Origin of the sequence: Pseudomonas putida, from assembly GCF_005080685.1 — a bacterium.
GTDB classification, from domain to species: Bacteria; Pseudomonadota; Gammaproteobacteria; order Pseudomonadales; family Pseudomonadaceae; genus Aquipseudomonas; species Aquipseudomonas putida_V.
In genome coordinates, this window is sequence record NZ_CP039371.1 from 4,662,993 (window position 1) to 4,689,132 (window position 26,140).

Consider the following 26,140-nt stretch of genomic DNA (forward strand, 5'->3'; position numbering starts at 1 on the left):
GTGTCGTTCTCTTACCGGTCGGGGCTGTCGATGATCAGCAGTTGCTGGGCCTGGGTGGAATTTGCCAGCGGTGCGCCCTGGCCGATCCATTCGCCCTGGGTCGGCTGGCCAGCGCGCGAGACACGGGCAACCAGTTGGACTTGCGGGAAGTCCGACAGTTTCATCTGCGGCATCATCGCGTCGGCATCGGACAACTCCACCTCGATCGGCAACTGTGCCACGGTCACCCGCTTGGCCGCCAGCGGCATCGGCGGACCCTCGCTGGCACGGGCGAAGATGAACACGGTATCGTCGGGCTTGACCTTGTCCTTGAGCGCCGCCGCCAGTTCCACCCGCACCTTCAGGCGCGCAGCGACCGGGGCCGCCGGCTTGGCGGCGTGGCCACCGAGGCGCTCCGCGGCGCGGTCGATGCCACCCTGCAAGGCCGCACGCGACGTGTCGCCCTCAGGCAACAGCACCAGCAGGCGGTTCCAGTAGTCGATGGCTTCCTGGTAGCGCTCGCCCTCGAATGCGGCGATGCCACGCAGGCCGAGGCTGGTGACCTCCTTGGGATCGGCTTTCAACGCCTCGTCGGTGAGCGCCTGGACCTGCTCGCTCCACTTCTTGTCGGCCGCGAAGTACAAGGCCTGCGCCCATTGCCCGAGCAGTTCGGGCTGGCGCCCGGCCAGGCTCACGGCGCGCTCGAAGGCACGCGCGGCATCGGCCGGACGCTGCTCGGCCATGTAGGCACGGCCGAGGAAATACACGCCTTCGGCCGAGTCCGGCTGGGCCTCGACGGCACGCTCCAGACGCGTGGTCATCTCTTCCATGGTCTTGGGCGCGGCAGCGAACTCCTGGGTCAGCTCGACCTTGTCGGCAGCCCCGAAGTGCAGGTACAACCCCAGCGCCAGCAACGGCACCAACACCGCCGCCAGCAGTGGCAGAGCCTTGCCCAAGTGGCCCTGGCGCAGCGGTTCGGCACCTTCGGTATCGGCCAGCAGCTCGCGGGCCGCCTCGTCACGGCCCTTGGCCAACTGCGCCTCATCGAGCACGCCGGCAGCCTGTTGAGCAGCGAGTTCGCCGACACGTTCCTGATACAGGGCCACGTTCAGGGCGGTGCGGTCTTCTTCCTGCTGGCGGCTACGCCCACGCAGGATCGGGATCAGAAGAAAACCGAAGGCAGCGAGCAGCAGCAGGCCCGCACTAAGCCAGAATTCAATCATGGGTCTGTTCTTTTTCCAGCAGTTTGGCGAGACGCTCGCGTTCATCGTCGGACAGGGCCTGGCTACCTTGCGTGGCCGCGCCACGGCGGCGCCGCACGATCACCGCCAGCACCACGAATCCCGACGCCAGGAGAAGGCCGGGCCGAACCAGAGTAACCAGGTGCGGCTGCTGAGCGCCGGTTTGTAGCGCACGAAGTCGCCGTAGCGATCGACCATGAAATCGACGATCTGCTGGTTGCTCTTGCCTTCGCCGAGCATGCGGAAGATCTCTCGGCGCAGGTCGGCGGCGATGGGCGCATTGGAGTCGGCAATGTCCTGGTTCTGGCACTTGGGGCAGCGCAGTTCCTTGGTCAGCGCCTGGTAACGCTCGCGCTCGGCCTCGTCACGGAACTGATAGGTGTCGATGGCCGCCCGGGCCACGCCGGCCACGCTCAACCCGAGCACGGCAGCCACCAGCCAACGCCTCATGGCTTGGCCTCATCGACCAGACCCTGGTACAGCGGCGCCAGTTGTTCGCGCCAGACCGTGGCGTCGACCACGCCCACGTGCTTGTAGCGGATGATGCCCTTGGCATCGATGAGGAAGGTTTCCGGCGCGCCGTACACGCCCAGGTCCAGCCCCAGGCTGCCCTGCTCGTCGCGGATGTTCAGCTGGTACGGGTTGTGGAACTCGGCCAGCCACTTCTGCGCGGCGGCGTTGTCGTCCTTGTAGCTGACCCCGTGGATCACCACGCCCTGCTCGGCCAGCTGGTTCAGGTAGGGGTGCTCGACCTTGCACGATGGGCACCAGGTGCCCCACACGTTGACCAGCGCCGGGCGCCCGAGCAGGTCGGCCTGGGTCAGGGTCCGCTGGCCCTCGACCGAGGCCAGGGAAAACGTCGGAAACGGTTTGCCGATCATCGCCGATGGCAGCTCGTCGGGCTTGAGGAACAGCCCTTTGTAGAGAAACACCGCCACCAGCAGGAACACCGCCAGCGGCAACACCATGATCCAACGCTTCATGCAGCTGCTCCAGACACGCCCAGGGCCTCACGCACCCGGGTCTTGACCTTGACGCGGTAGCGTCGGTCGAGGGCCGCCAGCAACCCGCCCAGGCCGGTCAGCAGACCGCCCAGCCAGATCCAGCGGACATATGGCTTGATGTGCACGCGCACGGCCCAGGCGCCGTTTTCCAGCGGCTCGCCGAGGGCGACGTACAAGTCACGGGTGAAGCCTGCGTCGATGCCGGCCTCGGTCATCATCGACTGCTGCACGGTGTACAGGCGCTTTTCCGGGTGCAGGGTGGTCACTTCGCGGCCATCGCGGGTCACCACGATGGTGCCCTTGTCGGAAATGAAGTTCGGCCCCTCGAAGTGCTTGGCGCCCTGGAACAGGAACTGATACCCGCCCAACTCGACGCTCTCGCCCGGCGCCATGCGCAGGTCGCGTTCGGCACTGTTGTTGCTCGACAGCACCACGCCCAGCGCGCACACCGCCAGGCCCAGGTGCGCCAGCTGCATGCCCCAGTAGCTGCGGGTCAGGCCGCGCGCCCCCTTGGCCAGGCCCTTGTGGCGGGTCTTGTCGAGGATGTCGCGCACGCCACCGAGCACCACCCAGGCAGCCAGGGCGAACACGCTCAAGGTCGGCCAGTCGAAGTCGTCGACGATGAACCCGGCCACAGGCGCCAGCACCACGCTGGCGATCAGCACCGGGGTCAGCATGCTCGCCAGCCATTTGCCCGGGGTGTCCTTCCAGCGCACCAGCACGCCGATACCCAGCACCACCATCAGCAGCGCCATCAGCGGCAGGAACAACGCGTCGAAATACGGCGGACCAACCGACAGCTTGGCGCCGGTCAGGGCATCGAGCACCAGTGGATAGAGGGTGCCGAGCAAAATCATCGAAGCCGCCACGACCAGCACCAGATTGTTGGCCAGCAGCAGTGTCTCGCGTGACCACAGGGCAAAGCCGACCTGGCTCTTGACCACCGGGGCACGTAGCGCGAACAGGGTCAACGAGCCCCCGACCACGAACAATAGGAAGATCAGGATGAACACGCCACGCGATGGATCGGAGGCGAATGCGTGCACCGAGGTCAGCACGCCGGAGCGAACCAGGAAGGTGCCGAGCAGGCTCAGCGAGAAGGCCGCGATTGCCAGCAACACGGTCCAGCTCTTGAACACCCCGCGCTTCTCGGTCACCGCCAGCGAATGGATCAGCGCGGTACCCACCAGCCAGGGCATGAACGAGGCGTTTTCCACCGGATCCCAGAACCACCAGCCGCCCCAGCCCAGCTCGTAGTAGGCCCACCAGGAGCCCAAGGTGATGCCGACCCCGAGGAACGCCCAGGCAACGATGGTCCAAGGCCGCGACCAGCGCGCCCACGCCGCATCCAGGCGCCCGCCGAGCAAGGCGGCGATGGCGAAGGCGAAGGCCACCGAGAAGCCCACGTAGCCCATGTACAGCATCGGTGGGTGGACGATCAGGCCGAAGTCCTGCAGCAGCGGGTTGAGGTCGCGGCCATCGCCTGGCACCTGCGGCAGCAGCCGCTGGAACGGATTGGAAGTGATGATCAGGAAGCTCAGGAAACCCACGCTGATCATGCCCATCACCGCCAGCACCCGCGCCAGCATCACCTGCGGCAATTGCCGCGAGAACACCGACACGGCGAAGGTCCAGCCGCCCAGGATCAACGCCCAGAGCAGCAGCGAGCCCTCGTGCGCGCCCCATACGGCACTGAACTTGTAGTACCAGGGCAAGGCACTGTTGGAGTTACTGGCCACGTAGGCGACCGAGAAATTGTCGGTCATGAAGGCGTGGGTCAGGCAGCTGAAGGCGAACGCCAGGAAGGCGAACTGCCCCCAGGCGGCTGGCCGTGCCAGGCTCATCCACAGGCTGTCGCCACGCCAGGCACCGAGCAACGGCACGATGGCCTGCACGGCGGCGAAGCAGATCGCCAGGATCATCGCCAACTGACCGAGTTCGGGGATCACCAACGCAGCGTTCATGGCTTGCTCTCCGCACCGGTCGCCGCCTGGCCGCTTTCCTTCAGGGCCTTGCTGACTTCAGGCGGCATGTATTTCTCGTCGTGCTTGGCCAGCACCTCGTCGGCCACCACCACGCCCTCGGCATTGAGCTTGCCCAGGGCGACGATCCCCTGCCCCTCGCGGAACAGGTCGGGGAGGATGCCACGGTAGGTGATCGGCACCGACTTGTTGAAATCGGTGACCACGAAGCGTACGTCGAGCGAATCGGCCGAGCGCTGCACCGAGCCCTTCTCGACCATGCCGCCGGCGCGGATGCGCGTGTCCAGCGGCGCCTCGCCATTGGCGATCTGGGTCGGGGTGTAGAACAGGTTGATGTTCTGTTGCAGGGCGCTCAGGGCAAAGCCTACGGCAATCGCGACCCCGACCAGCAGGCCGAGAATCAGGAACAGGCGTTTCTTGCGCTGCGGATTCACTGGTTGTTCTCCCGGCGCAGGCGACGCGCCTCTTCTTGCAAGTAGCGGCGACGGGCCAACAGGGGCGCAGCGACATTGATCGCCAGGACCGCCAGGCAGATGCCATAGGCCGTCCAGACATACAGGCCATGGTGACCCATGGCGACAAAGTCGGCGAATGAAGCAAATTTCATCGTGCGGCCCTCCGCCCCAGGCTGTTCAGCACTTCTTCCCTCACCCAACTGGCACGTGCTTCGCGCTTGAGCACTTCGAGGCGCATGCGCAGTAGCAACACCGCACCGAAGAAGCAATAGAAGCCCAGCGCCGTGCACAGCAGCGGCAGCCACATCTCGGCCGGCATGGCCGGTTTTTCGGTGAGGGTGAAGGTGGCGCCCTGGTGCAGGGTGTTCCACCACTCCACCGAGTACTTGATGATCGGGATGTTCACCACGCCGACGATGGCCAGTACCGCGCAGGCCTTGGCCGCGCTGTCGCGATTACTGATGGCCTGGCCGAGGGCGATGATGCCGAAGTACAGGAACAACAGGATCAGCATCGAAGTCAGGCGTGCGTCCCAGACCCACCAACTGCCCCAGGTAGGCTTGCCCCAGATGGCCCCGGTGACCAGCGCCACGGCGGTCATCCAGGCGCCGATGGGCGCCGCGCATTGCAGGGCGACGTCGGCCAGTTTCATCTTCCACACCAACCCCACCGCCCCGGCCACCGCCAGCAGCACGTAGCAGGACTGCGCCAGCATCGCCGCCGGCACATGGATGTAGATGATGCGGAAACTGTTGCCCTGCTGGTAGTCCTGCGGGGCGAAGGCCAGGCCCCAGACCACACCGGTGACCAGCAGGAGCAAGGCGGAGACAGCCAACCAGGGCAACAGGCGGCCACTGATGGCATAGAACCATTTCGGCGAGCCCAGTTTGTGGAACCACGTCCAGCTTATTTTCATCAGGTACATCCAGGGTATTAGCCGGGCTTGAAAGCCCGGGACTCGTTATTCGCCAACGCTGATCTTCAGGCCGGCCGCTATCGCAAAAGGCGCCAGGGTCACCGCCAGGGCGGTCAGGCTGGCCAGCCATAGCAGATGGCCAGTCGCCGGCATATTGTGCAGCGCCGCTTGCAATGCGCCACTGCCCAGGATCAATACAGGGATATACAACGGCAGGATCAACAACGCCAGCAGCAAGCCGCCGCGCTTGAGACCCACCGTCAGCGCCGCGCCCACCGCCCCCAACAGGCTCAGTACCGGCGTGCCCAGCAGCAGGGAACCGAGCAACACCGGCAGGCAATGGCTCGGCAGCCCAGCATCAAGGCCAGCAGCGGCGCCAACAATACCAGTGCCAGCCCGGAAAAGATCCAGTGCGCCAACACCTTGGCCAGCACCAGCATGGCCAGTGGATGCGGCGACAGTACCCACTGCTCCAGCGAGCCGTCCTCGAAATCGCTGCGGAACAAGCCATCGAGCGATAGCAACACCGCCAACAGCGCCGCGACCCAGACCAGGCCCGGCGACAATGTTTGCAACAATTGGCTTTCCGGACCGACTGCCAGCGGAAACAGTGCGACGACGATGGCGAAGAACACCAGCGGGTTGGCCAATTCTGCCGGACGGCGGAACAGCAGGCGCGCCTCACGGCGCAGCAACAGGATGAATACGCTCATGCCGCCCACTGCCCCAGGTTGAGTTCGCGGTAGCCTGAGGGTGTGCGCTCGAGGGTGTGGTGGGTGGTGAGCACCACTGTGCCGCCTTGCTCGCAATGGGCCGCCAGGTGCGCTTCGAGTTGGGCCACCCCTTGCTTGTCGAGGGCGGTGAACGGTTCGTCGAGAATCCACAGCGGCGGGCTGTCCAGGTACAGCCGGGCCAAGGCCACGCGACGCTGCTGGCCGGCTGACAGGGTATGGCAGGGCACATCCTCGAAACCGCGCAAGCCGACCGCCGCCAGCGCCGCCCAGATGGCATCGCTGTCGGCGGGCTGGTGCAGGGCGCACAGCCAGGTCAGGTTCTCCTCGGCCGTGAGCAGGTCCTTGATCCCGGCGGCATGGCCTATCCACAGCAGGATGCTGGCCAGGGCATGGCGTTGTTCGGCCAACGGCTGGCCGCCCAGCAGGATCTGCCCGGCGGTCGGCTGCATCAGCCCGGCCAGCAGCCGCAGCAGGCTGGTCTTGCCACTGCCGTTGGGGCCGCTGATCTGCAGCATGTCGCCAGGGCGCAGCTCGAAATCCAGGTGCTCGAACAACAGGCGCCAGTCGCGCTCGCAGGCCAGGCCCGCGGCTTGGAGGTGAAGGGTCACGGATTCGCCTTATGCAGTGAGTGTCTCAAGTCGCCCCCCGCGCTGCCGTTATACTGGCAATGGCTGGCGGCCGGGCATTATTACATGTGCGGCCACGCTGCCAAGAGGCGGGTTCGACAGGTTGTATACAATACATGACTGAAATCAATAGTGTCGGCGCTCAAGCCACCCTCAACCCGCAGGTGATCAAGGCGGCGTTGACCAGTGAGCTGCTGAGCCTGACCCAGGCGCAGCCTGGCCTGCTCAAGCCCGGCGAAACCGCCCAGGCCGAAGTCCTGACCCTGCGTCAGAACGGCAACGAGTTCCTGCTGGTGTTGCGCCTGGCACAGGCCAACGGCACCTTGACCCAGGTCCAGGCCACCTCCAGCCAGCCGATCCCCCAGGGCAGCCAGGTCACCGTCAGCCAACCCGAGAGCAACCGCCTGGCGGTGCTGGTACAACAGGCCAGCGCCAGCAACGTCGCCACCCTCACCCAGCTGGACACCGCCAAGGTCCCGGTCGGCACCCTGCTGCAAGGCAAGGTCCTGACCAACCAGCCGTTGCCCCAGGCGGCGGGCGAAACAGCCGGCTTCCGCTCGCTGGTGAGCCTGCTCAACACTGCCCAGGCCGGCGCTACCCTGACCCTCGACAGCCCGCGCCCACTGCCGGTGGGCAGTCTGCTCAGCGCCTTGGTGCAGAGCGACCAGTCGCTGCGTTTCGTGCCGCTGAGCGGTCGCCAGGACCAACTCGACATCGCCCAGCAGTTGCTGACCCAGCAAGGCCGCCAGGCGTCGTTGCCGAGCCTGCTCAGCGGCCTGCAGCAGATCGCCAACAGCCCACAGGCCAACGGCGAGCTGCGCGCTGCGGCTACCAACCTGCTCGCCAACCTGCCGGATGCGCGCCAGCTCGGCAATGCCAAGACGCTCGCGCAGGCCCTGAACAACAGCGGCGCATTTCTTGAGGCCAAGCTGCTTGGGGGGCTTGGCGCCGGGGTAGCCACCGACCTCAAGGCACAGTTGGTGCGTTTGGTGTCGCTGGTGTCAGCCAACACCCCAGGCAGCCCCGCCATCGCCGCGAGCACCCTGGCCCAGAGCTTGCCAGCCATGGCCCGCAGTGCCCTGGGGCTGCTCGACCGGGTCAGCCCCCGGCAGCAGCCAGGCGCGTTCCCGCTGCCCACGCGGCTGCTGCAGGCACTGGAGGACGAAGGTGACCTGCAACAATTGCTGCGCCTGGCCAGCGCGGCCATTTCGCGCTTGCAAAGCCATGCCCTGAGCAGCCTGCAGCAGTCCGGCACGCTGGAGAACGGCAACCTGCAGACCACCTGGCAAACCGAGATCCCGGTGCGCCATGGGCAGGACTTCATCCCCCTGCAGGCCAAACTGCAGCGCGAAGAAACCCCGGAGCAACAGGCCGACCGCCAATCCGGGCAGCAAGACCCGTTGCTGGCGCGGTGGCGCATCGAGCTGGCCTTCGACCTGGCACCGCTCGGCCCGTTGCAAGTCCAGGCCCAGCTCAACCAGGGCCGGCTGTCAGGGCAGTTGTGGGCCGAACGCGAGCCAACCGCACGGCTGATCGACCGCCACCTTGGCAGTTTGCGCGAGCGCCTGCTGGACCGCGGCCTGGAGGTCGGCGACCTGGAATGCCACCCAGGCATTCCCCCCCAAGGCCCGCGTACCCGAGTGGAACAGCGTTGGGTGGACGAGAACGCATGAAGCAGAAGCAACCGCGCCAGGCGATCGCCCTGAACTACGACGGCCAACAGGCCCCGACCCTCACCGCCAAGGGTGACGATGCCCTGGCCGAGGCCATCCTCGCCCTGGCCCGCGAGCACGAGGTGCCGATCTACGAAAACGCAGAGCTAGTACGCCTGCTGGCTCGCCTTGAGCTGGGCGAGCAGATTCCCGAGGCGCTGTACCTGACCATCGCCGAGATCATCGCCTTCGCCTGGCAACTGCGGGGCAAGGTGCCACCAGGGTTCGACGATACCCCTGCGCAGCCACGCGACATCTCTCCCGCGACCTTGGCATTACCACCGGGCGATAGCACTATCTAACACGTCTGGACACCGCCAACCGGTCACGCTGTGCACTTTCAATTCAAAGGCCAGCGTATGCGCCCCATTCCTCCGACCAACCTCGACCTGGTCCGCCAGGCATTGCACGATATCCCCCGCCCGGACCTGCTCGCCAACGAGAAACTGTCTGCCTGGCTAGCCGAACGAGGCTTTACCGACAGCCCGCTCGATATCGACGTGATCACCTTCCACTACCAAACCGAACCCTTGGGCGAAGGCCGTGCGTACACCCAGGACAATGCCGTCATCACCCAGAAGCTGAACCTGGTCGAAGCCTTGCTGAGCAACTGGCAGGGTGAAAGCGCCGCCGGTTACGGCGGCTTTCACTATGGCGATTGGGCAGGCATACCGCCCACCGGGACATTGAACATGGTCGAGCGCCTGGAGCCGCTGGGTATATTGTCCAATGCCTCACCCTACCTGGTCTTCAACGGGCTCTATCGCCGCACCCAACCTGCGCGTTATGCCCCGACACACGCCTGCCGGTGCGCGCCGAGGACTTTCAGAGCCATCTCTGGGGCCTGCATTTTCACAGCGAATTCAAGGCTCGGTTGGACACCTACTGGCACAAACGCCAGGCGCACTATCAACGCGCACTGAAAATCGCCTTCATCGCTGCGTGCAACCGGCAGGTCATCGAGGGCAGCCTTTCCCCAGACAGCCAGCAATCGATCTGGCGGGCTGCGGGTCTGGCGCCACGTCAGGATGTCCAGGCAGCGATGCTCAACATCTATGGTTATGCCTCGTCCAACATCGTTTACATCAGCCAGGCATCGCGCCCGCAAGTGGTGCTGTACATCCCGGGCAACCTGTCCCCGTTCCACGAGTTCGCCAACGCCTCGGCCATGCAGCAATGGCTGGCCGTACAGTGTCGGGATACCGCCAAACGCTCGGCCCTGCTCAACCACTTCGTCCGCGCCGATTGGCCGGATGGCCTGGAGTTCAGCGGCCTGCGCACCGCGCTCGACGGGCTTGGCCTGTATCCCCGGCCGCATCGGTTGTCGGTTCACCAGGCGGGCTTCGCCACCAGTGGTTTCTGGAAACCGGAAAACGTCATCAACTATCGCCCCGAGAAATACAGCCCTCCCATCGAAGGAGACTTGTTCGAAACCCTGACCCTGCTGCACAAGCAACGCGCCTACGCCGACGCCGACAGCCAGATCACCAGCAACCATGACATCGACAAGGCTCGCTGGGGCTCCTATCTGAACCTGATGACGACCCTGCTGGCTCCACTGGTGATCGTGCTCCCAGAACTTTCGCCCCTGTTGCTGGCTGGCGGCGTGGGCCAATTCGGCCTCGGCCTGGATGCCGCGATCAACGGCAAGGATCTGCAACAGCGCGAGCAGGGGCTGAACGAGCAGGTTTTCGGCCTGTTCAATGCACTGCCGGCGGTGGGCAACATCGTCGCTCGGCCCGCTGGCGTGTTTCGCTACGCACGCCGGGGGTTCTTCTCCAGCAAGCGCCTCGTGGATCTGCTGGAAGTGCCAGTCGGTGCTGCACCACAAGTCGATGAGTTGGAGCTGGAACCTGCCGAAATGGCGTTCCGCGAGCAGGTGACAGTCTCCTCGCAAGCCACTTCGACACTGGTCGCACGCATCGACGAGCACCTGCGCTCACGCTTCGCGGCCTGGTTGCGTACCGATCATGGGATCGTCAACGACTGGGTGGAATACGAGGTGGCCAGCGACAGCTTCATCCGCACGCAGGATGCACGTCAGGCCGACCCTGCGCGCTGGATCATCCGCGACGAAAGCGAGTTCGCCCTGGTCATCGCCTCGCAACCCCGCATTGCCAACGATGCGCAACGTATGGCCACATTGCGGGGTCTGGGCATCGACCTGGAACTGCCACTGGACTTCCAGCGCTATGCCGAACTACAGCGCACTCCCATTCCCAAGGTGCTTAGCAGCGTATGGCTGGGCGACAAACTGCTGGAGGGAGAATTTCTCGACGCGCTGGCACACAATGCCCAGGCCTTGCAGGGCACCTCGTATCGCTACCAGATTTTCCTCTCGCGGGAGAACCATGCCACCTACCTCGGTAACTTGCGGCTGTTGCGCGAGCGGGCGCCCAACGCATTGCTGATGGCTTTGGAAGACCAGGGATTCTTCCAGGACTTCAACCATTCGCCTTTCTACCGCCAGTACCGGGACGCCATCGACGGCAATGACGGAGTGGCGAGGAATTTCAGCTCGGCCTGCGATGTCTTGCGCTATCGCTTGCTCAAGCATTATGGCGGGCTTTACCTGGATGCCGATGACCGTCTGCTGGCGGCCTCCGGCGCGCAAGGCGAGCTGCCCCTGCAACAGATCGAGCTCAAGACCACCAACGACGGCCTGGTGCTATCGCCGCCAGTGTCCAACGACCTGCTGGGCATGTACATCAAGTTCAACAGCAGCATGATCGGCAGTCATCCAGGCAACCCGACGCTCGATGCGATTTCCGAGCGCATCCTCGAACGCTATGCGCAAGCGCCGGCCTTCTACCGAAGCCGTCCCGACCCGATCCTGCAACCGGTGCTCTTTCACGACTATGCGCGCAAGCTCAGCCTGATCAGCGGGCCTGGGGTGCTCAACGACGTGATCGACGAACGCCTGCCGTGGCTCAGGCAATTGCGCGAGATCTGCAACCTGATGACCGCGCCGATCCACGACATAGCGGATACCGTGAATTTCAGTCTGTTAGCCCGCACATTGCGCGAACACGTGCCCCTGGACCGGGTCGCAAGGATGGGGCACGCGCACAGCTGGGCGAAGTGAGCGCGGATTCCCGCGCCCCCGGTAGGCCCGTAGGCCTCACTCGCCGCGGTGCAACTTCCTCATCAACTCCGCCTCGGCCTGGGTCAGGCCGCAGGTTTCGGTGAGTTCGGAGACACTGGCGCCCATGCCGACCAGTTTGGCCGCCTGGGTGAAGGTCACGCTGTTGGGATCGCGCTGTTCGAGCTGTTGCACTTTCTCGGGCAGCGGCGCCACCACCGCGCGCAGTTCGTGGATGGCCTCGCCCATGCGCACGGTACCGTTCTGGTAGTCGTCCAGGCGCTTGGCCAGGTCCTTGATGCGCTGGTCACGCAGCGCATCGCCCACAGCCTGTTCGGCGGCCAGTTCGCGCTGGCGCTTGCTGTAGTTGAGGAACAACCACAGGCTCAGCGCCCACAGCAGCGCCAGGAAGATGACAGCAGCCTCGAAGATCAACTCAGATGTTCTCCAGCTCGGACCACTCTTCCTCGGTCATCATCTTGTCCAGCTCGACCAGGATCAGCAGCTCGCCGTTCTTGTTGCACACGCCCTGGATGAACTTGGCCGACTCCTCGTTGCCCACGTTCGGCGCGGTCTCGATCTCCGACTGACGCAGGTAGACGACTTCGGCGACGCTATCGACCAGGATGCCCACCACCTGCTTGTCCGCCTCGATGATGACGATACGGGTATTGTCGGTCACCTCGGTCGGCATCAGGCCGAAACGCTGGCGGGTGTCGATCACCGTCACCACGTTGCCGCGCAGGTTGATGATGCCCAGCACGTAGCTAGGCGCACCTGGCACTGGGGCGATCTCGGTATAACGCAGCACTTCCTGCACCTGCATCACGTTGATGCCGTAGGACTCGTTGTCCAGACGGAAGGTTACCCACTGCAGGATCGGATCTTCGGAACCTTGTGCGGACGACTTTTTCATTCCCCTACCCCTTGAATTCCGCCATCGGCGGTGTGTTAGGTGTCATTGCTGTTGGCTGTGCATCTGCTTGACGGCACCGCTGGCGATCAACTCGGCCAGCTCGGCGACATCCAGCAGCGCACACATGTGTTCGATGACCGTGCCGGCCAGCCACGGGCGCTGGCCCCGCTGGCTGCGCCATTTGATCTCGTTCGGGTCCAGGCGCAGCGAGCGGCTGACCTGGTGCACCGCCAGCCCCCATTCGTAGCCCTGCACCGAAATCACGTAGTGCAGGCCCTGGCGGAAGTCTTCGCGATAGCGGTCGGGCATGACCCAGCGCGCGGTGTCCAGCACCTTCAGGTTGCCGGCCTGGCAGGTCAGGATGCCGAGGAACCAGTCCGGCTGGCCGAACAGCGGCGTCAGTTCCTGGCCCTCGAGGCTATAGATGGAGCCCAGGCAGACCAGCGGCACCGCCAGGGTCAGCCCGGCGACGTCGAACAACAAGCACTCGAAAGGCTCGGCAGCCCAGGCCGGGCGGCCATCGACCGTGGCCGGCGGCGTGGGCACGCCTGCTGCCGGCAGGTGGACGTCGACCAGCGGTGCAACCGGCTCGGCGGCCTGTACATCGATCAACACCGGGATGCTGGCCTCGGCCACCACGTCGGTCTCGATCACCGCGACCACGGGCTCCTCGGCTGGCATCACTGCCGGCAAGATCGGCGCGGGCGGCTCGGCGAAAGGACGCGCAACGTTGCTGGCCGCAGGCGCCTGGACCTGCTGGCGAGCATCGAATGCCTGCTCTTCACGCACGGCCGCGGCGAATTCATCGCTGGGTTCGGCCGCTGGAGCCTGCGAAGCCTGGAGCGGTTCGTCGAATTCGGTGGCTTCCTGCAACAACCCATCGAGGTAGGACTGCAGGGCCAGTTGCGGGCGAGTGCCGACAGGGCGATTCATGAGGCCACCCGCAGCGCGGCTTTGTAGGTCAGCAGGTGCTTGAGCAGTGCCCGGTAGGCGATCACGCCTCGGCTCTTGCCGTCGAACTGCGACGGCGTGACGCCGTTGCGGCTGGCATCGCGCAGGCGCGTGTCGACCGGTATGTAACCCTGCCAGACCTGCTGGTCATAGGTATCGCGCAGCACCTTCAGGGTGCCCATCGAGGCCTGGGTACGACGGTCGAACAGGGTCGGGACGATCTGGTACGGCAAGGCCTGCTTGCGCGAGCGGTTGATCATGGCCAAGGTGCCGATCATGCGCTCCAGCCCCTTGACCGCAAGGAACTCGGTCTGCACCGGAATCACCAGCTGCTGACTGGCGGCCAGGGCATTGACCATCAACACGCCCAACAGTGGCGGGCTGTCGATCAGGGCGAAGTCGAAATCCTGCCACAGCTGCGCCAGACTCTTGGCGATCACCAGACCCAGGCCGTTCTGCCCAGGCGACTGACGTTCGAGCACCGCCAGCGCGGTGCTCGAGGGCAACAGCGAAATGCGCTCGTCGCTGGTCGGCAGCAGCAATTGCCCGGGCAAGCCCTCTGGCACCGCGCCCTTGTGCAGGAACAGGTCGTAGCAGCTGTGCTCCAGCGCATCGGGATTGTGCCCGAAGTAACTGGTCATCGAGCCATGCGGGTCGAGATCGACGACGACCACGCGCTTGCCCGCCTCGGCCAACAGGCCGGCCAGGGCGATCGTGGTGGTGGTCTTGCCGACACCACCTTTTTGATTGGCTACTGCCCAGACTCTCATAGGACAACTTCTATCTCATTGATTTCGCGGCCTCGGTAGGAGCGGGTTTACCCGCGAACACCGGCATAGCCGGTGCCATATACCGAGTTGCAGCCTTCGCGGCGGTTCGGCGCTCCGATAAACCCGCTCCTACAGGGGACCGCGACGATCCCACGAACGTGTTGGCGGTGACGGAGAATTGACGAGTTACTGCCCCGCCGCCGCTGTTGGCGTAGCCGGTGCACTTTGTGTGCCAGCACGTCGCAAGGCCGCATCCGGTGTGGCGTTGGCACTGCCGGAACCGGTCAGGCTGCGGCGCACTTCAAGGTTGCGGGAAATCACCAGCACCACCCGGCGGTTGCGCGCCCGCCCTTCGGCGCTGTCGTTGCTGGCCACCGGCTGATATTCGCCATAGCCCACCGAGGCCATGCGCGCCGGGTTGACCCCTTCCATCGCCAGCAGGCGCACGATGCTCGCCGCCCGCGCCGACGACAGCTCCCAGTTGGTCGGGTATTGCGCGGTGCGGATCGGCAGGTTGTCGGTGAAGCCTTCCACATGCACCGGGTTGGCGAACGGCTTGAGGATGTTCGCCACCTTCTCGATGATGTCGAACGCCTTGTCGCTGGGCATGGCATCGCCGCTGCCGAACAACAGCGACGAGTTGAGTTCGATCTCGACCCATAGCTCGTTGCCGCGCACGGTCATCTGGTCGGACTTGATCAGGTCGCCGAACGCATCGCGCACGTCGTCGCTGATGGTCTTCAGTGGATCGACGCTGGTCTGCGCCAGGCCCGCATCGGTCTGCTCGCTGTCCTTGATCAACGGCTCGGCCGGGCGCACGCTCAGCGGCTGCTCATCACCGATGGGGATCGGCTTCATGGCCCGTTCGGGGTCGTTGAACACCCCCAGCAGCGCCTGGGAGATGACTTTGTACTTGCCCTCGTTGATCGAGGAAATCGAGTACATGACCACGAAGAAAGCGAACAGCAAGGTGATGAAGTCGGCGTACGACACCAGCCAGCGTTCGTGATTCTCGTGTTCTTCGGTATGGCGACGGCGACGCATGGGTTACTCCATGAAGCCTTGCAGCTTCAGCTCGATCGAGCGTGGGTTTTCCCCTTCGGCAATCGACAGCAGCCCTTCGAGCAGCATCTCGCGATAGCGCGACTGGCGCAGGACGATGGCCTTGAGCTTGTTGGCGATCGGCAGCAGTATCAGGTTGGCGCTGGCCACGCCGTAGATGGTGGCGACGAAGGCCACGGCAATGCCGTTGCCCAGTTGCGACGGGTCGGCAAGGTTGCCCATCACGTGGATCAGGCCCATCACCGCACCGATGATGCCGATGGTCGGCGCATAGCCGCCCATGCTCTCGAACACCTTGGCGGCCTGGATGTCGCGGGCCTCCTGGGTCAGGAAGTCGACTTCGAGGATGCTGCGGACCGACTCGGGCTCCGCGCCGTCGACCAGCAGTTGCAGGCCCTTGCGCGCATACGGGTCGGGCTCGGCATCGGCCACGCCTTCAAGACCCAGCAGGCCCTCCTTGCGTGCCGTCAGGCTCCAGTTGACCACGCGGTCGATCCCACCCGCCAGGTCCACCCGCGGTGGGAAGATGATCCAGCGCAAGATCTGCAGCGCCCGCTTGAATGCGGACAACGGCGATTGCAGGAGCGCCGCCGCCAGGGTACCGCCGAGCACGATCAGCCCGGCAGGGCCGTTGATCAGCGCGCCGACATGGCCACCTTCGAGGAAATTACCGCCGACGATGGCAACGAAAGCCAGGCTCAGGCCAATCAGGCTCAACACATCCATCAGACGCAGGCCTCTACCAGGTGCTTGCCGATTTCGTCCAGGCTGTACACCGCATCGGCCAGGTTGGCCTTGACGATGGCCATGGGCATGCCATAGATCACGCAGCTGGCTTCATCCTGGGCCCACACCGTGCTGCCCCCCTGCTTGAGCAACCGCGCGCCTTCGCGCCCGTCCGCGCCCATGCCGGTGAGCACCACCGAGAGCACCTTGTCGCCGTACGACTTGGCCGCCGAACCGAAGGTGATGTCCACGCAGGGCTTGTAGTTCAGGCGCTCGTCACCCGGCAGGATCTTCACCGTGCCACGGCCATCGACCATCATCTGCTTGCCACCCGGCGCCAGCAGGGCCAGGCCTGGGCGCAGCACGTCGCCATCCTCGGCTTCCTTGACGCTGATCTTGCACAGCTTGTCGAGGCGCTCGGCAAAGGCCTTGGTGAATGCCGCAGGCATGTGCTGGATGAGCACGATCGGCGCCGGGAAGCTGGCCGGCAGCTGGGTGAGGACCCGCTGCAACGCCACCGGCCCGCCGGTGGAGGTACCGATGGCCACCAGTTTGTAGGGCTTGCGCTTGGGCGCGGGCGATGCTGCCGGCGCGCTCGCCGATGCAGCGGCGCGCGCAGGCGCGGCGCTGCGTACCGGAGCTGGCGTGGCCGTTGCCAGGCTGCTGGCGGGCGCCTGTGCAGGGCTCGCAGGCGTCGCTGCAGCGGCAGGCGCGGGGCTGGCGTAGCTGCCGAAACGGCGGTTGCTGCGCGAAATGGTGTGGACCTTCTCGCACAGCAGTTGCTTGACCTTTTCCGGGTTGCGGGAAATATCTTCGAAGTTCTTCGGCAGGTAGTCCACCGCGCCGGCGTCCAGCGCGTCGAGGGTGACCCGGGCGCCTTCGTGGGTCAGCGAGGAGAACATCAACACCGGCGTCGGGCAGCGCTGCATGATGTGCCGCACCGCGGTGATGCCGTCCATCATGGGCATTTCGTAGTCCATGGTGATGACATCGGGCTTGAGCGCCTGTGCCTGGTCGATCGCCTCCCGGCCGTTGGTCGCGGTGCCGACGACCTGGATCGTCGGGTCGGCCGAGAGGATTTCCGAGACACGGCGGCGGAAGAAACCGGAATCATCCACCACCAGGACCTTGACAGCCATAAACACTCCATTAGCCGGCGCGCCCCTGCGGGTGCGCCAGCAGAATCAAATACGCCGTGCCGCGTAACGCTTGAGCATGCTCGGCACGTCGAGAATCAGCGCGATACGGCCGTCGCCGGTGATGGTGGCGCCGGACATGCCCGGGGTGCCCTGCAGCATCTTGCCCAGCGGCTTGATCACCACCTCTTCCTGGCCCACCAACTGGTCGACGACGAAGCCGATGCGTTGGGTACCGACCGACAGGATCACCACATGGCCCTCGCGCTGCTCCTCGTGCACCTGGTCGCGGACCAGCCAGCGCTTGAGGTAGAACAGCGGCAGTGCCTTGTCGCGCACGATTACCACTTCCTGGCCGTCGACCACATTGGTGCGCGACAGGTCGAGGTGGAAGATCTCGTTGACGTTGACCAGCGGGAAGGCGAACGCCTGGTTGCCCAGCATGACCATCAGGGTCGGCATGATCGCCAGGGTCAGCGGCACCTTGATGACGATCTTCGACCCCTGGCCCTTGGCCGAGAAGATGTTGATCGAGCCGTTGAGCTGGGAGATCTTGGTCTTCACCACGTCCATGCCGACACCACGGCCGGACACGTCGGAGATCTCGGTCTTGGTCGAGAAGCCCGGGGCGAAGATCAGGTTGTAGCAGTCCGATTCGCTCAGGCGGTCGGCCGCGTCCTTGTCCATCAGGCCTTTTTCCACGGCCTTGGCGCGCAGCACGCTTGGGTCCATGCCCTTGCCGTCGTCGGAAATCGACAAGAGGATATGATCGCCTTCCTGCTCGGCCGAGAGCACCACGCGGCCGGTACGGGCCTTGCCCGAGGCCTCGCGCTCGTCGGGCATTTCGACGCCGTGGTCGACGGCGTTGCGCACCAAGTGCACCAGCGGGTCGGCCAGGGCCTCGACGAGGTTCTTGTCGAGGTCGGTTTCTTCACCGACCAGCTCCAGGTTGATCTCTTTCTTGAGCTGGCGGGCGAGGTCGCGCACCAGACGCGGGAAGCGCCCGAAGACCTTCTTGATCGGCTGCATGCGCGTCTTCATGACCGCGGTCTGCAGGTCGGCGGTGACCACGTCGAGGTTCGACACGGCCTTGGACATGGCCTCGTCGCCGCTGTTCAGGCCCAGGCGTACCAGGCGGTTACGCACCAGCACCAGTTCGCCGACCATGTTCATGATCTCGTCCAGGCGTGCGGTGTCGACCCGCACGGTGGTTTCCGCTTCGCTGGCCACAGGCTTTTCCGCCACTGGCGACGCGGCGCGGGCGGGCGCGGCAGCCTTGGCGACCGGCGCCGGGGCGGCGGCAGCGGGCTTGGGCTCTGGCTTGGGCTCTGGTTTGGCTTGGGGCTTGGCTTGCGGCTTGCTGGCCACGGCGGCAGGCGCCGGCGCTGCGACCGCATCACCGGAGAACTTGCCCTTGCCGTGCAACTGGTCGAGCAGCGCCTCGAACTCGTGCTCGCTGATGTCGTCACCAGCAGCCACGGCGCCAGCCGGTGCAGCGCTGGCCGCTGGCAAGGCGTCGGCCTGGAAGGTGCCCTTGCCATGCAGCTGGTCGAGCAGCGACTCGAACTCTTCGTCGGTGATCTCGTCGCTCGCCGGTTCCTTGGCGGCCACTGGCGACTCGCTGGCGACGACTTCGGCGCTGAACTGGCCCTTGCCGTGCAACTGGTCGAGCAGCGACTCGAACTCGGCGTCGGTGATTTCGTCACCCTCGCCGCTGACGCCCTCGGCCTGCATCTGCTCGGCGGCAGCCGCTTCGGCCTTCACCGCATCGAGCGAGTCGAGCAGTTGCTCGAACTCGGTGTCGGTGATGTCCGCTTCGGCTGCGGGCGCCTCGAGCACAGGCTCGGGCGCGGCTTGCGCTGCGGCTTCGTCGGCCGAGGCAGGTTCTGCCAGGCGCGACAACGCCGCCAGCAGCTCCGGCGTGGCCGGGGTCACTTCGCTACGCTCGCGCACCTGGCCGAACATGCTGTTGACCGTGTCGAGCGCGGCAAGCACCACGTCCATCAGTTCCGCGTCGACCCGGCGCTCACCTTTGCGCAGGATGTCGAACACGTTCTCGGCGATATGGCAGCACTCCACCAGCTCGTTGAGCTGAAGGAAGCCGGCGCCCCCTTTTACAGTGTGGAAACCGCGAAAGATCGCATTGAGCAGGTCGGCATCGTCGGGCCGGCTTTCCAGCTCGACCAGTTGCTCGGACAGTTGCTCAAGAATTTCGCCGGCTTCTACCAGGAAATCCTGAAGGATTTCTTCATCGGCGCCGAAGCTCATTAAACGTGCTCCTTAAAAACCCAGGCTGGACAGCAGATCGTCGACGTCATCCTGACCGGATACGACGTCTTCACGCTTATCGGCATGAATCTGCGGACCTTCACCCCGAGTCGGATGTTTTTCTTGATCTTTTTCAGCACGAAGCTGTTGATGGTCGTGTTCGATACCGGCAAAACGGTCGACCTGGCTGGCCATCAACACGAGCTTGAGCAGATTGCTTTCGACTTCGGTCACCAGCGCGGTCACCCGCTTGATCACCTGGCCGGTGAGGTCTTGGTAGTCCTGGGCCAGGAGAATGTCGTTGAGGTGGCCGGCAACCTGCCGATTGCCCTCGGCGCTGTGCGTCAGGAAACTGTCGACGCGCTTGACCAGGTCACGGAACTCGGGCGCTGCGACCTCGCGGCGCATGAAGCGCTGCCAGTCGACGCTCAGGTTCTGCGCCTCGGCGGCCAACTCGTTGAGCACCGGGGTGCCCTGCTCCACCAGGTCCATGGTGCGGTTGGCCGCACCCTCGGTGAGTTTCACCACGTAGGACAGGCGCTCGGTGGCGTCGGTGATCTGCGAGACCTCCTCGGCCTGCGGCATGCGCGGGTCGATCTGGAAGCTGACGATCGCGCTGTGCAGCTCACGGGTGAGCTTGCCGACCTCCTGGTACAGGCCGCGGTCGCGGGTCTGGTTCAGCTGATGAATCAACTGCACCGCATCGCCGAAACGGCCCTTCTCAAGGCTCTCGACCAGCTCCTCGGCATGTTTCTTCAGGGTCGACTCGAACTCCCCCAAAGACGAATGTGATGGTTCCATGGCGCCCCCTGACGTGACTCAGCCGTTGACGCGTTCGAAGATCTTCTCGATCTTTTCTTTGAGCACCTGGGCGGTGAACGGCTTGACCACGTAACCATTGACGCCGGCCTGGGCCGCTTCGATGATCTGGTCGCGCTTGGCTTCGGCGGTCACCATCAGCACCGGCATGCCCTTGAGGCGCTCGTGAGCGCGCACCTTGCGCAGCAGGTCGATACCGGACATGCCCGGCATGTTCCAGTCGGTCACCAGGAAGTCGTAATGGCCGCTTTCGAGCATCGGCAGCGCCGTGGTGCCGTCATCGGCTTCATCGGTATTGGTGAAGCCCAGATCACGCAACAGGTTCTTGATGATCCGCCGCATCGTCGAAAAGTCGTCAACGATGAGGATTTTCATGTCTTTGTTCAATTAGACCTCCAAGCAGTCTCAAACGCGCTCGCCTGCGAGCACGCACTCAATCAATTCGGTACAACGGCAAACGACTGCAACGACCCCGGGCTCAACGTGCCCGCCATTCTCCAAGGCGGCTGCGCAGACGCGCGGCGCACTGGCTGTGCAACTGGCTGACACGCGATTCGCTGACCCCCAGCACCTCACCGATTTCCTTGAGGTTCAGCTCCTCGTCGTAGTACAGCGCCAGCACCAGGCGCTCGCGCTCCGGCAGGTTGGCGATGGCTTCGGCCAGGGCGGCCTGGAAGCGCTCTTCTTCCAGGTCGCGCGAAGGCTCGACCTGGCCACTGGCGCCGTCCTCGTGCAACCCTTCGTGCTCGCCGTCCTGCAACAGGTCGTCGAAGCTGAACAGGCGGCTCCCCAAGGTATCGTTCAAAATCCCGTAGTAATCATCGAGACTCAATTGGAGTTCGGCAGCAACCTCGTGATCTTTAGCGTCACGCCCGGTTCTTGCTTCGACGGCGCGCATCGCGTCGCTGACCATGCGGGTATTGCGGTGCACCGAGCGGGGCGCCCAGTCACCCTTGCGGACCTCGTCGAGCATGGCCCCGCGGATGCGGATGCCGGCGTAGGTCTCGAAGCTCGCGCCCTTGCTCGCGTCGTATTTGTTGGCCACTTCCAGAAGGCCGATCATGCCCGCCTGGATCAGGTCCTCGACCTGCACGTTGGCTGGCAGGCGCGCCAGCAGGTGGTAGGCGATGCGCTTGACCAGCGGCGCGTAGCGCTCGACCAGTTCGTACTGGGCGTCCTTGGACGCCTTGCTGTACATCTTGAAGCCGCTCGCGTTCATAACACCGGCCCTGCACTGCTCGGTTGCACCAGGCGCTCGACGAAGAACTCCAGGTGGCCACGCGGGTTGGCCGGCAGCGGCCAGCTGTCGACCTTCTGCGCGATGGCCTTGAACGCCAGGGCGCACTTGGAGCGCGGGAAGGCCTCGTAGACCGCACGCTGCTTCTGCACCGCCTTGCGCACGCATTCGTCGTAGGGCACAGCGCCCACGTACTGCAGAGCCACGTCGAGGAAACGGTCGGTCACCTTGGTCAGCTTGGCGAACAGGTTGCGGCCCTCCTGCGGGCTCTGCGCCATGTTCGCCAGCACGCGGAAACGGTTCATCCCGTAATCACGGTTGAGCAGTTTGATCAGCGCGTAGGCGTCGGTGATCGAGGTGGGTTCGTCGCACACCACCAGCAGGACTTCCTGGGCGGCGCGCACGAAACTGACCACCGAGTCACCGATGCCCGCAGCGGTGTCGATGACCAGCACGTCGAGGTTGTCGCCGATCTCGCTGAAAGCCTGGATCAGCCCGGCATGCTGGGCCGGCGCCAGGTGCACCATGCTCTGCGTGCCCGAGGCCGCCGGCACGATGCGCACACCGCCGGGCCTTGCAGCAACACGTCGCGCAGCTCGCAACGCCCTTCGATGACGTCGGCGAGGGTGCGCTTGGGCGTCAGCCCCAGCAACACGTCGACGTTGGCCAGGCCAAGGTCGGCGTCCAGCAGCATGACGCGGCGGCCGAGCTCGGCCAATGCCAGTGACAGGTTCACTGAAACATTGGTCTTGCCGACGCCACCTTTGCCGCCAGTCACGGCGATCACCTGTACGGGGTGCATGCTACCCATATCTGTTATTTACCTTGTCTCGCTTGGACCTGGGCCACACGAAGGGCAACCGTGCGGGCCCCTGGGTGTAGGTACTTTGGTATAGCTGTCTTGCACACGTCTTGCCTTCAACCCGCACGTCGCGGGTTGTGATAGAGATCAGCGAACATGTCGGCCATGGCCTCCTCGCTGGGCTCGTCCTGCATCTGCACACTGACCGCACGGCTCACCAGCTGGTGCTTGCGCGGCAGGTGCAGGTCGTCGGGAATGCGCGGGCCATCGGTCAGGTAGGCCACTGGCAGTTCATGACTGATCGCCAGGCTCAGCACTTCGCCGAGGCTCGCCGTTTCATCGAGTTTGGTCAGGATACATCCAGCCAGCCCGCAGCGCTTGTAACTGTGGTAGGCGGCGGTCAGCACCTGCTTCTGGCTGGTGGTGGCCAGGACCAGGTAATTCTTCGCGGCGATGCCACGGCCGGCCAGGGTTTCCAGTTGCATGCGCAGGGCCGGGTCGCTGGCCTGCAGGCCGGCGGTATCGATCAGCACCACGCGTTTGCGCAGCAGCGGCTCCAGGGCCTGGGCCAGGGATTCGCCGGGGTCGACATAGGTAACCGGCACGTTGAGGATGCGGCCAAGGGTCTTGAGCTGCTCCTGGGCGCCGATGCGGAAGCTGTCCATGCTCACCAGCGCGACGTTGGCCGGGCCGTACTTGAGCACGTAGCGCGCCGCCAGCTTGGCCAGGGTGGTGGTCTTGCCCATGCCGGCCGGGCCGACCATGGCGATCACCCCACCCTCCTCGATCGGCTCGACCTCGGGCACTTCGATCATCCGCGCCAGGTGCGCCAGGAGCATGCGCCAGGCCTGGCGCGGCTCTTCGATGCCTTGGGTGAGGTCGAGCAACTGGCGGGCGATCGGCCCCGACAGACCGATGCGCAGCAAACGCCGCCAGAGGTTGGCCTGCTGCGGCTGGCTGCCCTGCAACTGGCCCCAGGCCAACGAGCCGAGCTGCACTTCGAGCAGCTCGCGCAGGCCAGACAGCTCGGAGCGCATGGCATCGAACAGACGCGGGTCGACTGCTGCGGCCGGAGCGGCTGCAGGCGCCACTGGCTCGTCGACGTGGGGTTCGATCAGCGGCTCGGCGGCGGTCAGCGACTGGCCGGCGAACAATTGGCGGTTGCCCGGGGCCTCGCCTTCGCGGCTGGCAAGCTCAGCCTGGGCCGAAGCGATGCGCGACTGGGTCTTGCGCAGCTCTTCCTCGAGTTCGGCATTGGGCACGCGCGGCGCCAGCGCGGACAGCTTGTAGTCCAGCGCGGCGGTCAGTTCGACGCCGCCGGCGATGCGACGGTTGCCGATGATGGCGGCATCGGAGCCGAGCTCATCGCGGACCAGCTTCATGGCCTGGCGCATATCGGCGGCGAAAAAACGCTTAACTTGCATAACCCACTACCTCAGCCATTTGGGCCCACGGTGGCAACGATGGTGACTTGCTTGTTGTCAGGAATTTCCTGATACGCCAGAACATGCAAATTCGGTACAGCCAGGCGGCCGAAGCGCGACAGCATGGCACGGATCGGACCCGCCACCAGGAGGATGGCCGCCTGGCCTTGCATCTCCTGACGCTGGGCCGCTTCGATCAACGAGCGCTGCAGCTTTTCGGCCATGCTCGGCTCCAGGAGAACACCTTCTTCCTGACCTTGCCCGGCCCTTTGCAGACTATTGAGCAAAATCTGTTCCAACCTTGGCTCCAAGGTGATCACAGGCAGCTCCGACTCAGTGCCGACAATGCTTTGCACGATGGCGCGACACAATCCGACGCGCACTGCGGCGACCAGCGCGGCGGTATCTTGACTCTTCGCCGCGTTGTTGGCGATGGCCTCGGCAATGCTGCGGATGTCACGTACCGGCACCTGCTCGGCGAGCAACGCTTGCAGCACCTTGAGCAGGCCCGACAACGAAATGACACCGGGCACCAGCTCTTCGGCAAGCTTCGGCGACGCCTTGCCCAGCACCGCCAGCAATTGCTGGACCTCTTCGTGGCCGATCAGTTCGTGGCAGTGCTTCTGCAGAATCTGGTTGAGGTGGGTGGCGACCACGGTACTGGCATCGACCACGGTGTAGCCCAGCGACTGCGCCTGGGCGCGCTGGCCAACGTCGATCCACACCGCCTCCAGGCCGAACGCCGGGTCGCGCGCGGCAATGCCGTTGAGCGTACCGAACACCTGGCCGGGGTTGATCGCCAGCTCCCGGTCCGGGTAGATCTCGGCCTCGGAGAGGATCACGCCCATCAGCGTCAGGCGGTAGGCACTGGGCTGCAGGTCGAGGTTATCGCGGATATGCACGGTGGGCATGAGGAAACCCAGGTCCTGGGACAGCTTCTTGCGCACGCCCTTGATCCGCGCCAGCAACTGGCCGCCCTGGTTGCGATCCACCAGCGGGATCAGCCGGTAGCCGACTTCCAGGCCGATCATGTCGATCGGGGTGACGTCGTCCCAGCCCAGCTCCTTGGTTTCCAGCGCACGCTGCGGCGAGGGCAGCAGGTCTTGCTGGCGCTGCACTTCGGCCTGCGCAGCCGCCTTGGCCGTCTGCTGTTTCTTCCACACCAGGTAGGCGCCACCAGCGGCCATCAGGCCGAGGCTGATGAAGGCGATGTGCGGCATGCCCGGCACCAGGCCCATGACGATCATCAGCGCGGCGGACACCGCCAGGGCCTTGGGCGAATCGAACATCTGCCGGTTGATCAGCTTGCCCATGTCCTCGGAGCCCGAGGCACGGGTGACCATGATCGCGGCGGCGGTGGACAGCAGCAGTGATGGCAATTGCGCCACCAAACCGTCACCGATGGTCAGCAGGGCGTAGACCTTGCCGGCATCGCTGAACGACATGTCGTGTTGCAGCATGCCGATCAGCATGCCGCCGATGAGGTTGATGAACAGGATCAACAGGCCGGCGATGGCGTCACCGCGCACGAACTTGCTGGCACCGTCCATCGAGCCGTAGAACTCGGCCTCCTGGGCCACTTCGGCGCGACGCGCCTTGGCGCCCGCCTGGTCGATCAGGCCGGCGTTGAGGTCGGCGTCGATGGCCATCTGCTTGCCCGGCATGGCGTCGAGGGTGAAGCGTGCGCTCACCTCGGAAATACGCCCGGCACCTTTGGTCACGACCACGAAGTTGATGATCATGAGGATGGCGAACACCACCGCACCAACGACGTAGTTGCCGCCGATGACCACTTCACCGAAGGCCTGGATCACCTTGCCCGCCGCGCCATGGCCCTCCTGGCCGTGGAGCATGACCACGCGGGTGGAGGCCACGTTCAGTGCCAGGCGCAGCAGCGTGGCCACCAGCAGGATGGTCGGGAAGGCGGCGAAATCCAGCGGGCGCAGGGCGTATACGCAGACCAGCAGGACCACGATCGACAGGGCGATGTTGAAGGTGAAGAACACGTCGAGCAGGAACGGCGGCATCGGCAACATCATCATTGCCAACATCACCAGCAACAGCAGCGGCACGCCCAGGCTGCCCCGACCGAGGCCGGCCAGGTTACTGCGAGCGTTGCTGATTAACTGAGTGCGATCCACCGCGATTCCTCTTGCTGCAAAACTTTGACGCCCACAGGGCGTTTCGGCGTGGCTGTGCAAGAAGCCTTCCAACTTTGCCCATGCGGCGATCCAAGTTGCAGCGCGGGCCGTGTGGGAGCGGCCTTGTGTCGCGAAAGGGCTGCGCAGCAGCCCCGGC

At 64.8% G+C, this 26,140-nt stretch carries 24 protein-coding genes and 3 pseudogenes; 3 read left to right on the top strand and 24 right to left on the bottom strand.

The window, feature by feature from the left end; translation table 11 throughout:
* Window positions 1-11 precede the first annotated feature (11 nt).
* The 9 genes and pseudogenes from ccmI to ccmA form a co-directional block, all read right to left on the bottom strand.
* Window positions 12-1,202, bottom strand: a complete 1,191-nt coding sequence (gene ccmI, locus E6B08_RS21550) for a c-type cytochrome biogenesis protein CcmI (RefSeq protein ID WP_136915872.1) — start codon at window positions 1,200-1,202, stop codon at window positions 12-14.
* Window positions 1,195-1,670: pseudogene (locus E6B08_RS21555) on the bottom strand (cytochrome c-type biogenesis protein CcmH). Before E6B08_RS21555 ends, ccmI begins: the two are co-directional and overlap by 8 nt.
* The gene (locus E6B08_RS21560) at window positions 1,667-2,203 is read right to left on the bottom strand and encodes a DsbE family thiol:disulfide interchange protein (RefSeq protein WP_136915873.1); all 537 of its coding nucleotides are present in this window, start codon (window positions 2,201-2,203) and stop codon (window positions 1,667-1,669) included. The pseudogene E6B08_RS21555 and the gene E6B08_RS21560 overlap by 4 nt, the downstream one beginning before the upstream one ends.
* Complete coding sequence (locus E6B08_RS21565; protein ID WP_192938695.1) at window positions 2,200-4,173, bottom strand: heme lyase CcmF/NrfE family subunit; 1,974 nt, start codon at window positions 4,171-4,173, stop codon at window positions 2,200-2,202. Before E6B08_RS21565 ends, E6B08_RS21560 begins: the two co-directional genes overlap by 4 nt.
* A gap of 11 nt (window positions 4,174-4,184) precedes the next feature.
* The gene (gene ccmE, locus E6B08_RS21570) at window positions 4,185-4,640 is read right to left on the bottom strand and encodes a cytochrome c maturation protein CcmE (protein ID WP_136915875.1); all 456 of its coding nucleotides are present in this window, start codon (window positions 4,638-4,640) and stop codon (window positions 4,185-4,187) included.
* Window positions 4,637-4,813: a heme exporter protein CcmD gene (ccmD, locus tag E6B08_RS21575; protein ID WP_133332240.1), complete on the bottom strand. Its 177-nt coding sequence runs from the start codon at window positions 4,811-4,813 to the stop codon at window positions 4,637-4,639. The genes ccmE and ccmD overlap by 4 nt, the downstream gene beginning before the upstream one ends.
* The gene (locus E6B08_RS21580; RefSeq protein ID WP_136915876.1) at window positions 4,810-5,577 is read right to left on the bottom strand and encodes a heme ABC transporter permease; all 768 of its coding nucleotides are present in this window, start codon (window positions 5,575-5,577) and stop codon (window positions 4,810-4,812) included. Before E6B08_RS21580 ends, ccmD begins: the two co-directional genes overlap by 4 nt.
* Before the next feature lie 45 nt (window positions 5,578-5,622).
* Window positions 5,623-6,290, bottom strand: a pseudogene (gene ccmB, locus E6B08_RS21585) (heme exporter protein CcmB).
* Complete coding sequence (gene ccmA, locus E6B08_RS21590) at window positions 6,287-6,919, bottom strand: cytochrome c biogenesis heme-transporting ATPase CcmA (protein ID WP_136915877.1); 633 nt, start codon at window positions 6,917-6,919, stop codon at window positions 6,287-6,289. Before ccmA ends, ccmB begins: the two are co-directional and overlap by 4 nt.
* Before the next feature lie 134 nt (window positions 6,920-7,053).
* On the opposite strand from ccmA, the gene E6B08_RS21595 reads away from it, so the two are divergent.
* The gene (locus E6B08_RS21595) at window positions 7,054-8,610 is read left to right on the top strand and encodes a flagellar hook-length control protein FliK (protein ID WP_136915878.1); all 1,557 of its coding nucleotides are present in this window, start codon (window positions 7,054-7,056) and stop codon (window positions 8,608-8,610) included.
* Window positions 8,607-8,951: an EscU/YscU/HrcU family type III secretion system export apparatus switch protein gene (locus E6B08_RS21600; protein WP_136915879.1), complete on the top strand. Its 345-nt coding sequence runs from the start codon at window positions 8,607-8,609 to the stop codon at window positions 8,949-8,951. The genes E6B08_RS21595 and E6B08_RS21600 overlap by 4 nt, the downstream gene beginning before the upstream one ends.
* A 156-nt stretch (window positions 8,952-9,107) precedes the next feature.
* Here E6B08_RS21600 and E6B08_RS31555 read toward each other — a convergent pair whose 3' ends face one another.
* Window positions 9,108-9,299, bottom strand: coding sequence for a hypothetical protein (locus tag E6B08_RS31555; protein WP_416194361.1), 192 nt, complete (start codon window positions 9,297-9,299; stop codon window positions 9,108-9,110).
* Window positions 9,300-9,307: 8 nt separating this feature from the next.
* On the opposite strand from E6B08_RS31555, the gene E6B08_RS21605 reads away from it, so the two are divergent.
* Window positions 9,308-11,734 (top strand): dermonecrotic toxin domain-containing protein, encoded by a 2,427-nt coding sequence (locus tag E6B08_RS21605; protein ID WP_416194362.1) that lies wholly within the window; start codon window positions 9,308-9,310, stop codon window positions 11,732-11,734.
* Window positions 11,735-11,770: 36 nt separating this feature from the next.
* Here E6B08_RS21605 and E6B08_RS21610 read toward each other — a convergent pair whose 3' ends face one another.
* The 14 genes and pseudogenes from E6B08_RS21610 to flhA all read right to left on the bottom strand — a co-directional run bounded on the left by E6B08_RS21610 (window position 11,771) and on the right by flhA (window position 25,983).
* Window positions 11,771-12,166, bottom strand: coding sequence for a DUF2802 domain-containing protein (locus E6B08_RS21610; RefSeq protein WP_136915880.1), 396 nt, complete (start codon window positions 12,164-12,166; stop codon window positions 11,771-11,773).
* 1 nt (window position 12,167) lies between these two features.
* A complete protein-coding gene (locus E6B08_RS21615; protein ID WP_003254393.1) occupies window positions 12,168-12,647 on the bottom strand; it encodes a chemotaxis protein CheW in 480 nt (159 codons plus the stop codon).
* A 42-nt stretch (window positions 12,648-12,689) separates the two neighbouring features.
* Window positions 12,690-13,580 carry a CheW domain-containing protein gene (locus E6B08_RS21620; protein ID WP_136915881.1) on the bottom strand — a complete coding sequence of 297 codons (891 nt, stop codon included), beginning with the start codon at window positions 13,578-13,580 and terminating at the stop codon, window positions 12,690-12,692.
* Window positions 13,577-14,368 carry a ParA family protein gene (locus E6B08_RS21625; RefSeq protein ID WP_136915882.1) on the bottom strand — a complete coding sequence of 264 codons (792 nt, stop codon included), beginning with the start codon at window positions 14,366-14,368 and terminating at the stop codon, window positions 13,577-13,579. The genes E6B08_RS21620 and E6B08_RS21625 overlap by 4 nt, the downstream gene beginning before the upstream one ends.
* 186 nt (window positions 14,369-14,554) lie before the next feature.
* A complete protein-coding gene (gene motD, locus E6B08_RS21630; protein WP_136915883.1) occupies window positions 14,555-15,412 on the bottom strand; it encodes a flagellar motor protein MotD in 858 nt (285 codons plus the stop codon).
* A gap of 3 nt (window positions 15,413-15,415) precedes the next feature.
* Window positions 15,416-16,156, bottom strand: a complete 741-nt coding sequence (locus E6B08_RS21635) for a flagellar motor protein (protein WP_136915884.1) — start codon at window positions 16,154-16,156, stop codon at window positions 15,416-15,418.
* Entirely contained in the window at window positions 16,156-17,295 is a 1,140-nt protein-coding gene (locus E6B08_RS21640) for a protein-glutamate methylesterase/protein-glutamine glutaminase (protein ID WP_136915885.1), read from the bottom strand. Before E6B08_RS21640 ends, E6B08_RS21635 begins: the two co-directional genes overlap by 1 nt.
* A gap of 45 nt (window positions 17,296-17,340) precedes the next feature.
* Entirely contained in the window at window positions 17,341-19,560 is a 2,220-nt protein-coding gene (locus tag E6B08_RS21645) for a chemotaxis protein CheA (RefSeq protein ID WP_136915886.1), read from the bottom strand.
* Window positions 19,561-19,572: 12 nt separating this feature from the next.
* On the bottom strand, window positions 19,573-20,361 hold the full coding sequence (locus tag E6B08_RS21650; protein WP_136915887.1) for a protein phosphatase CheZ: 789 nt from the start codon (window positions 20,359-20,361) through the stop codon (window positions 19,573-19,575).
* An 18-nt stretch (window positions 20,362-20,379) separates the two neighbouring features.
* Window positions 20,380-20,754 (bottom strand): chemotaxis response regulator CheY, encoded by a 375-nt coding sequence (locus E6B08_RS21655; protein ID WP_133328372.1) that lies wholly within the window; start codon window positions 20,752-20,754, stop codon window positions 20,380-20,382.
* 103 nt (window positions 20,755-20,857) lie between these two features.
* Complete coding sequence (fliA, locus tag E6B08_RS21660; protein ID WP_136915888.1) at window positions 20,858-21,598, bottom strand: RNA polymerase sigma factor FliA; 741 nt, start codon at window positions 21,596-21,598, stop codon at window positions 20,858-20,860.
* Window positions 21,595-22,436 (bottom strand): annotated as a pseudogene (gene fleN, locus E6B08_RS21665) (flagellar synthesis regulator FleN). The gene fliA and the pseudogene fleN overlap by 4 nt, the downstream one beginning before the upstream one ends.
* 98 nt (window positions 22,437-22,534) lie before the next feature.
* Window positions 22,535-23,842, bottom strand: coding sequence for a flagellar biosynthesis protein FlhF (flhF, locus tag E6B08_RS21670; RefSeq protein ID WP_136915889.1), 1,308 nt, complete (start codon window positions 23,840-23,842; stop codon window positions 22,535-22,537).
* 11 nt (window positions 23,843-23,853) lie between these two features.
* Entirely contained in the window at window positions 23,854-25,983 is a 2,130-nt protein-coding gene (gene flhA, locus E6B08_RS21675; RefSeq protein ID WP_136915890.1) for a flagellar biosynthesis protein FlhA, read from the bottom strand.
* Between the last annotated feature and the right edge of the window lie 157 nt (window positions 25,984-26,140).

Coding starts and splice junctions, on each gene's coding strand:
- E6B08_RS21645 (WP_136915886.1), bottom strand. CDS start 19,560: ATGAGCTTCGGCGCCGATGAAGAAATCCTTCAGGATTTCCTGGTAGAA.
- E6B08_RS21640 (WP_136915885.1), bottom strand. CDS start 17,295: ATGGCTGTCAAGGTCCTGGTGGTGGATGATTCCGGTTTCTTCCGCCGC.
- E6B08_RS21635 (WP_136915884.1), bottom strand. CDS start 16,156: ATGGATGTGTTGAGCCTGATTGGCCTGAGCCTGGCTTTCGTTGCCATC.
- E6B08_RS21650 (WP_136915887.1), bottom strand. CDS start 20,361: ATGGAACCATCACATTCGTCTTTGGGGGAGTTCGAGTCGACCCTGAAG.
- E6B08_RS21595 (WP_136915878.1), top strand. CDS start 7,054: ATGACTGAAATCAATAGTGTCGGCGCTCAAGCCACCCTCAACCCGCAG.
- E6B08_RS21560 (WP_136915873.1), bottom strand. CDS start 2,203: ATGAAGCGTTGGATCATGGTGTTGCCGCTGGCGGTGTTCCTGCTGGTG.
- E6B08_RS21580 (WP_136915876.1), bottom strand. CDS start 5,577: ATGAAAATAAGCTGGACGTGGTTCCACAAACTGGGCTCGCCGAAATGG.
- motD (WP_136915883.1), bottom strand. CDS start 15,412: ATGCGTCGCCGTCGCCATACCGAAGAACACGAGAATCACGAACGCTGG.
- ccmD (WP_133332240.1), bottom strand. CDS start 4,813: ATGAAATTTGCTTCATTCGCCGACTTTGTCGCCATGGGTCACCATGGC.
- E6B08_RS21655 (WP_133328372.1), bottom strand. CDS start 20,754: ATGAAAATCCTCATCGTTGACGACTTTTCGACGATGCGGCGGATCATC.
- fliA (WP_136915888.1), bottom strand. CDS start 21,598: ATGAACGCGAGCGGCTTCAAGATGTACAGCAAGGCGTCCAAGGACGCC.
- E6B08_RS21615 (WP_003254393.1), bottom strand. CDS start 12,647: ATGAAAAAGTCGTCCGCACAAGGTTCCGAAGATCCGATCCTGCAGTGG.
- E6B08_RS21600 (WP_136915879.1), top strand. CDS start 8,607: ATGAAGCAGAAGCAACCGCGCCAGGCGATCGCCCTGAACTACGACGGC.
- E6B08_RS21625 (WP_136915882.1), bottom strand. CDS start 14,368: ATGAGAGTCTGGGCAGTAGCCAATCAAAAAGGTGGTGTCGGCAAGACC.
- E6B08_RS21620 (WP_136915881.1), bottom strand. CDS start 13,580: ATGAATCGCCCTGTCGGCACTCGCCCGCAACTGGCCCTGCAGTCCTAC.
- ccmI (WP_136915872.1), bottom strand. CDS start 1,202: ATGATTGAATTCTGGCTTAGTGCGGGCCTGCTGCTGCTCGCTGCCTTC.
- flhF (WP_136915889.1), bottom strand. CDS start 23,842: ATGCAAGTTAAGCGTTTTTTCGCCGCCGATATGCGCCAGGCCATGAAG.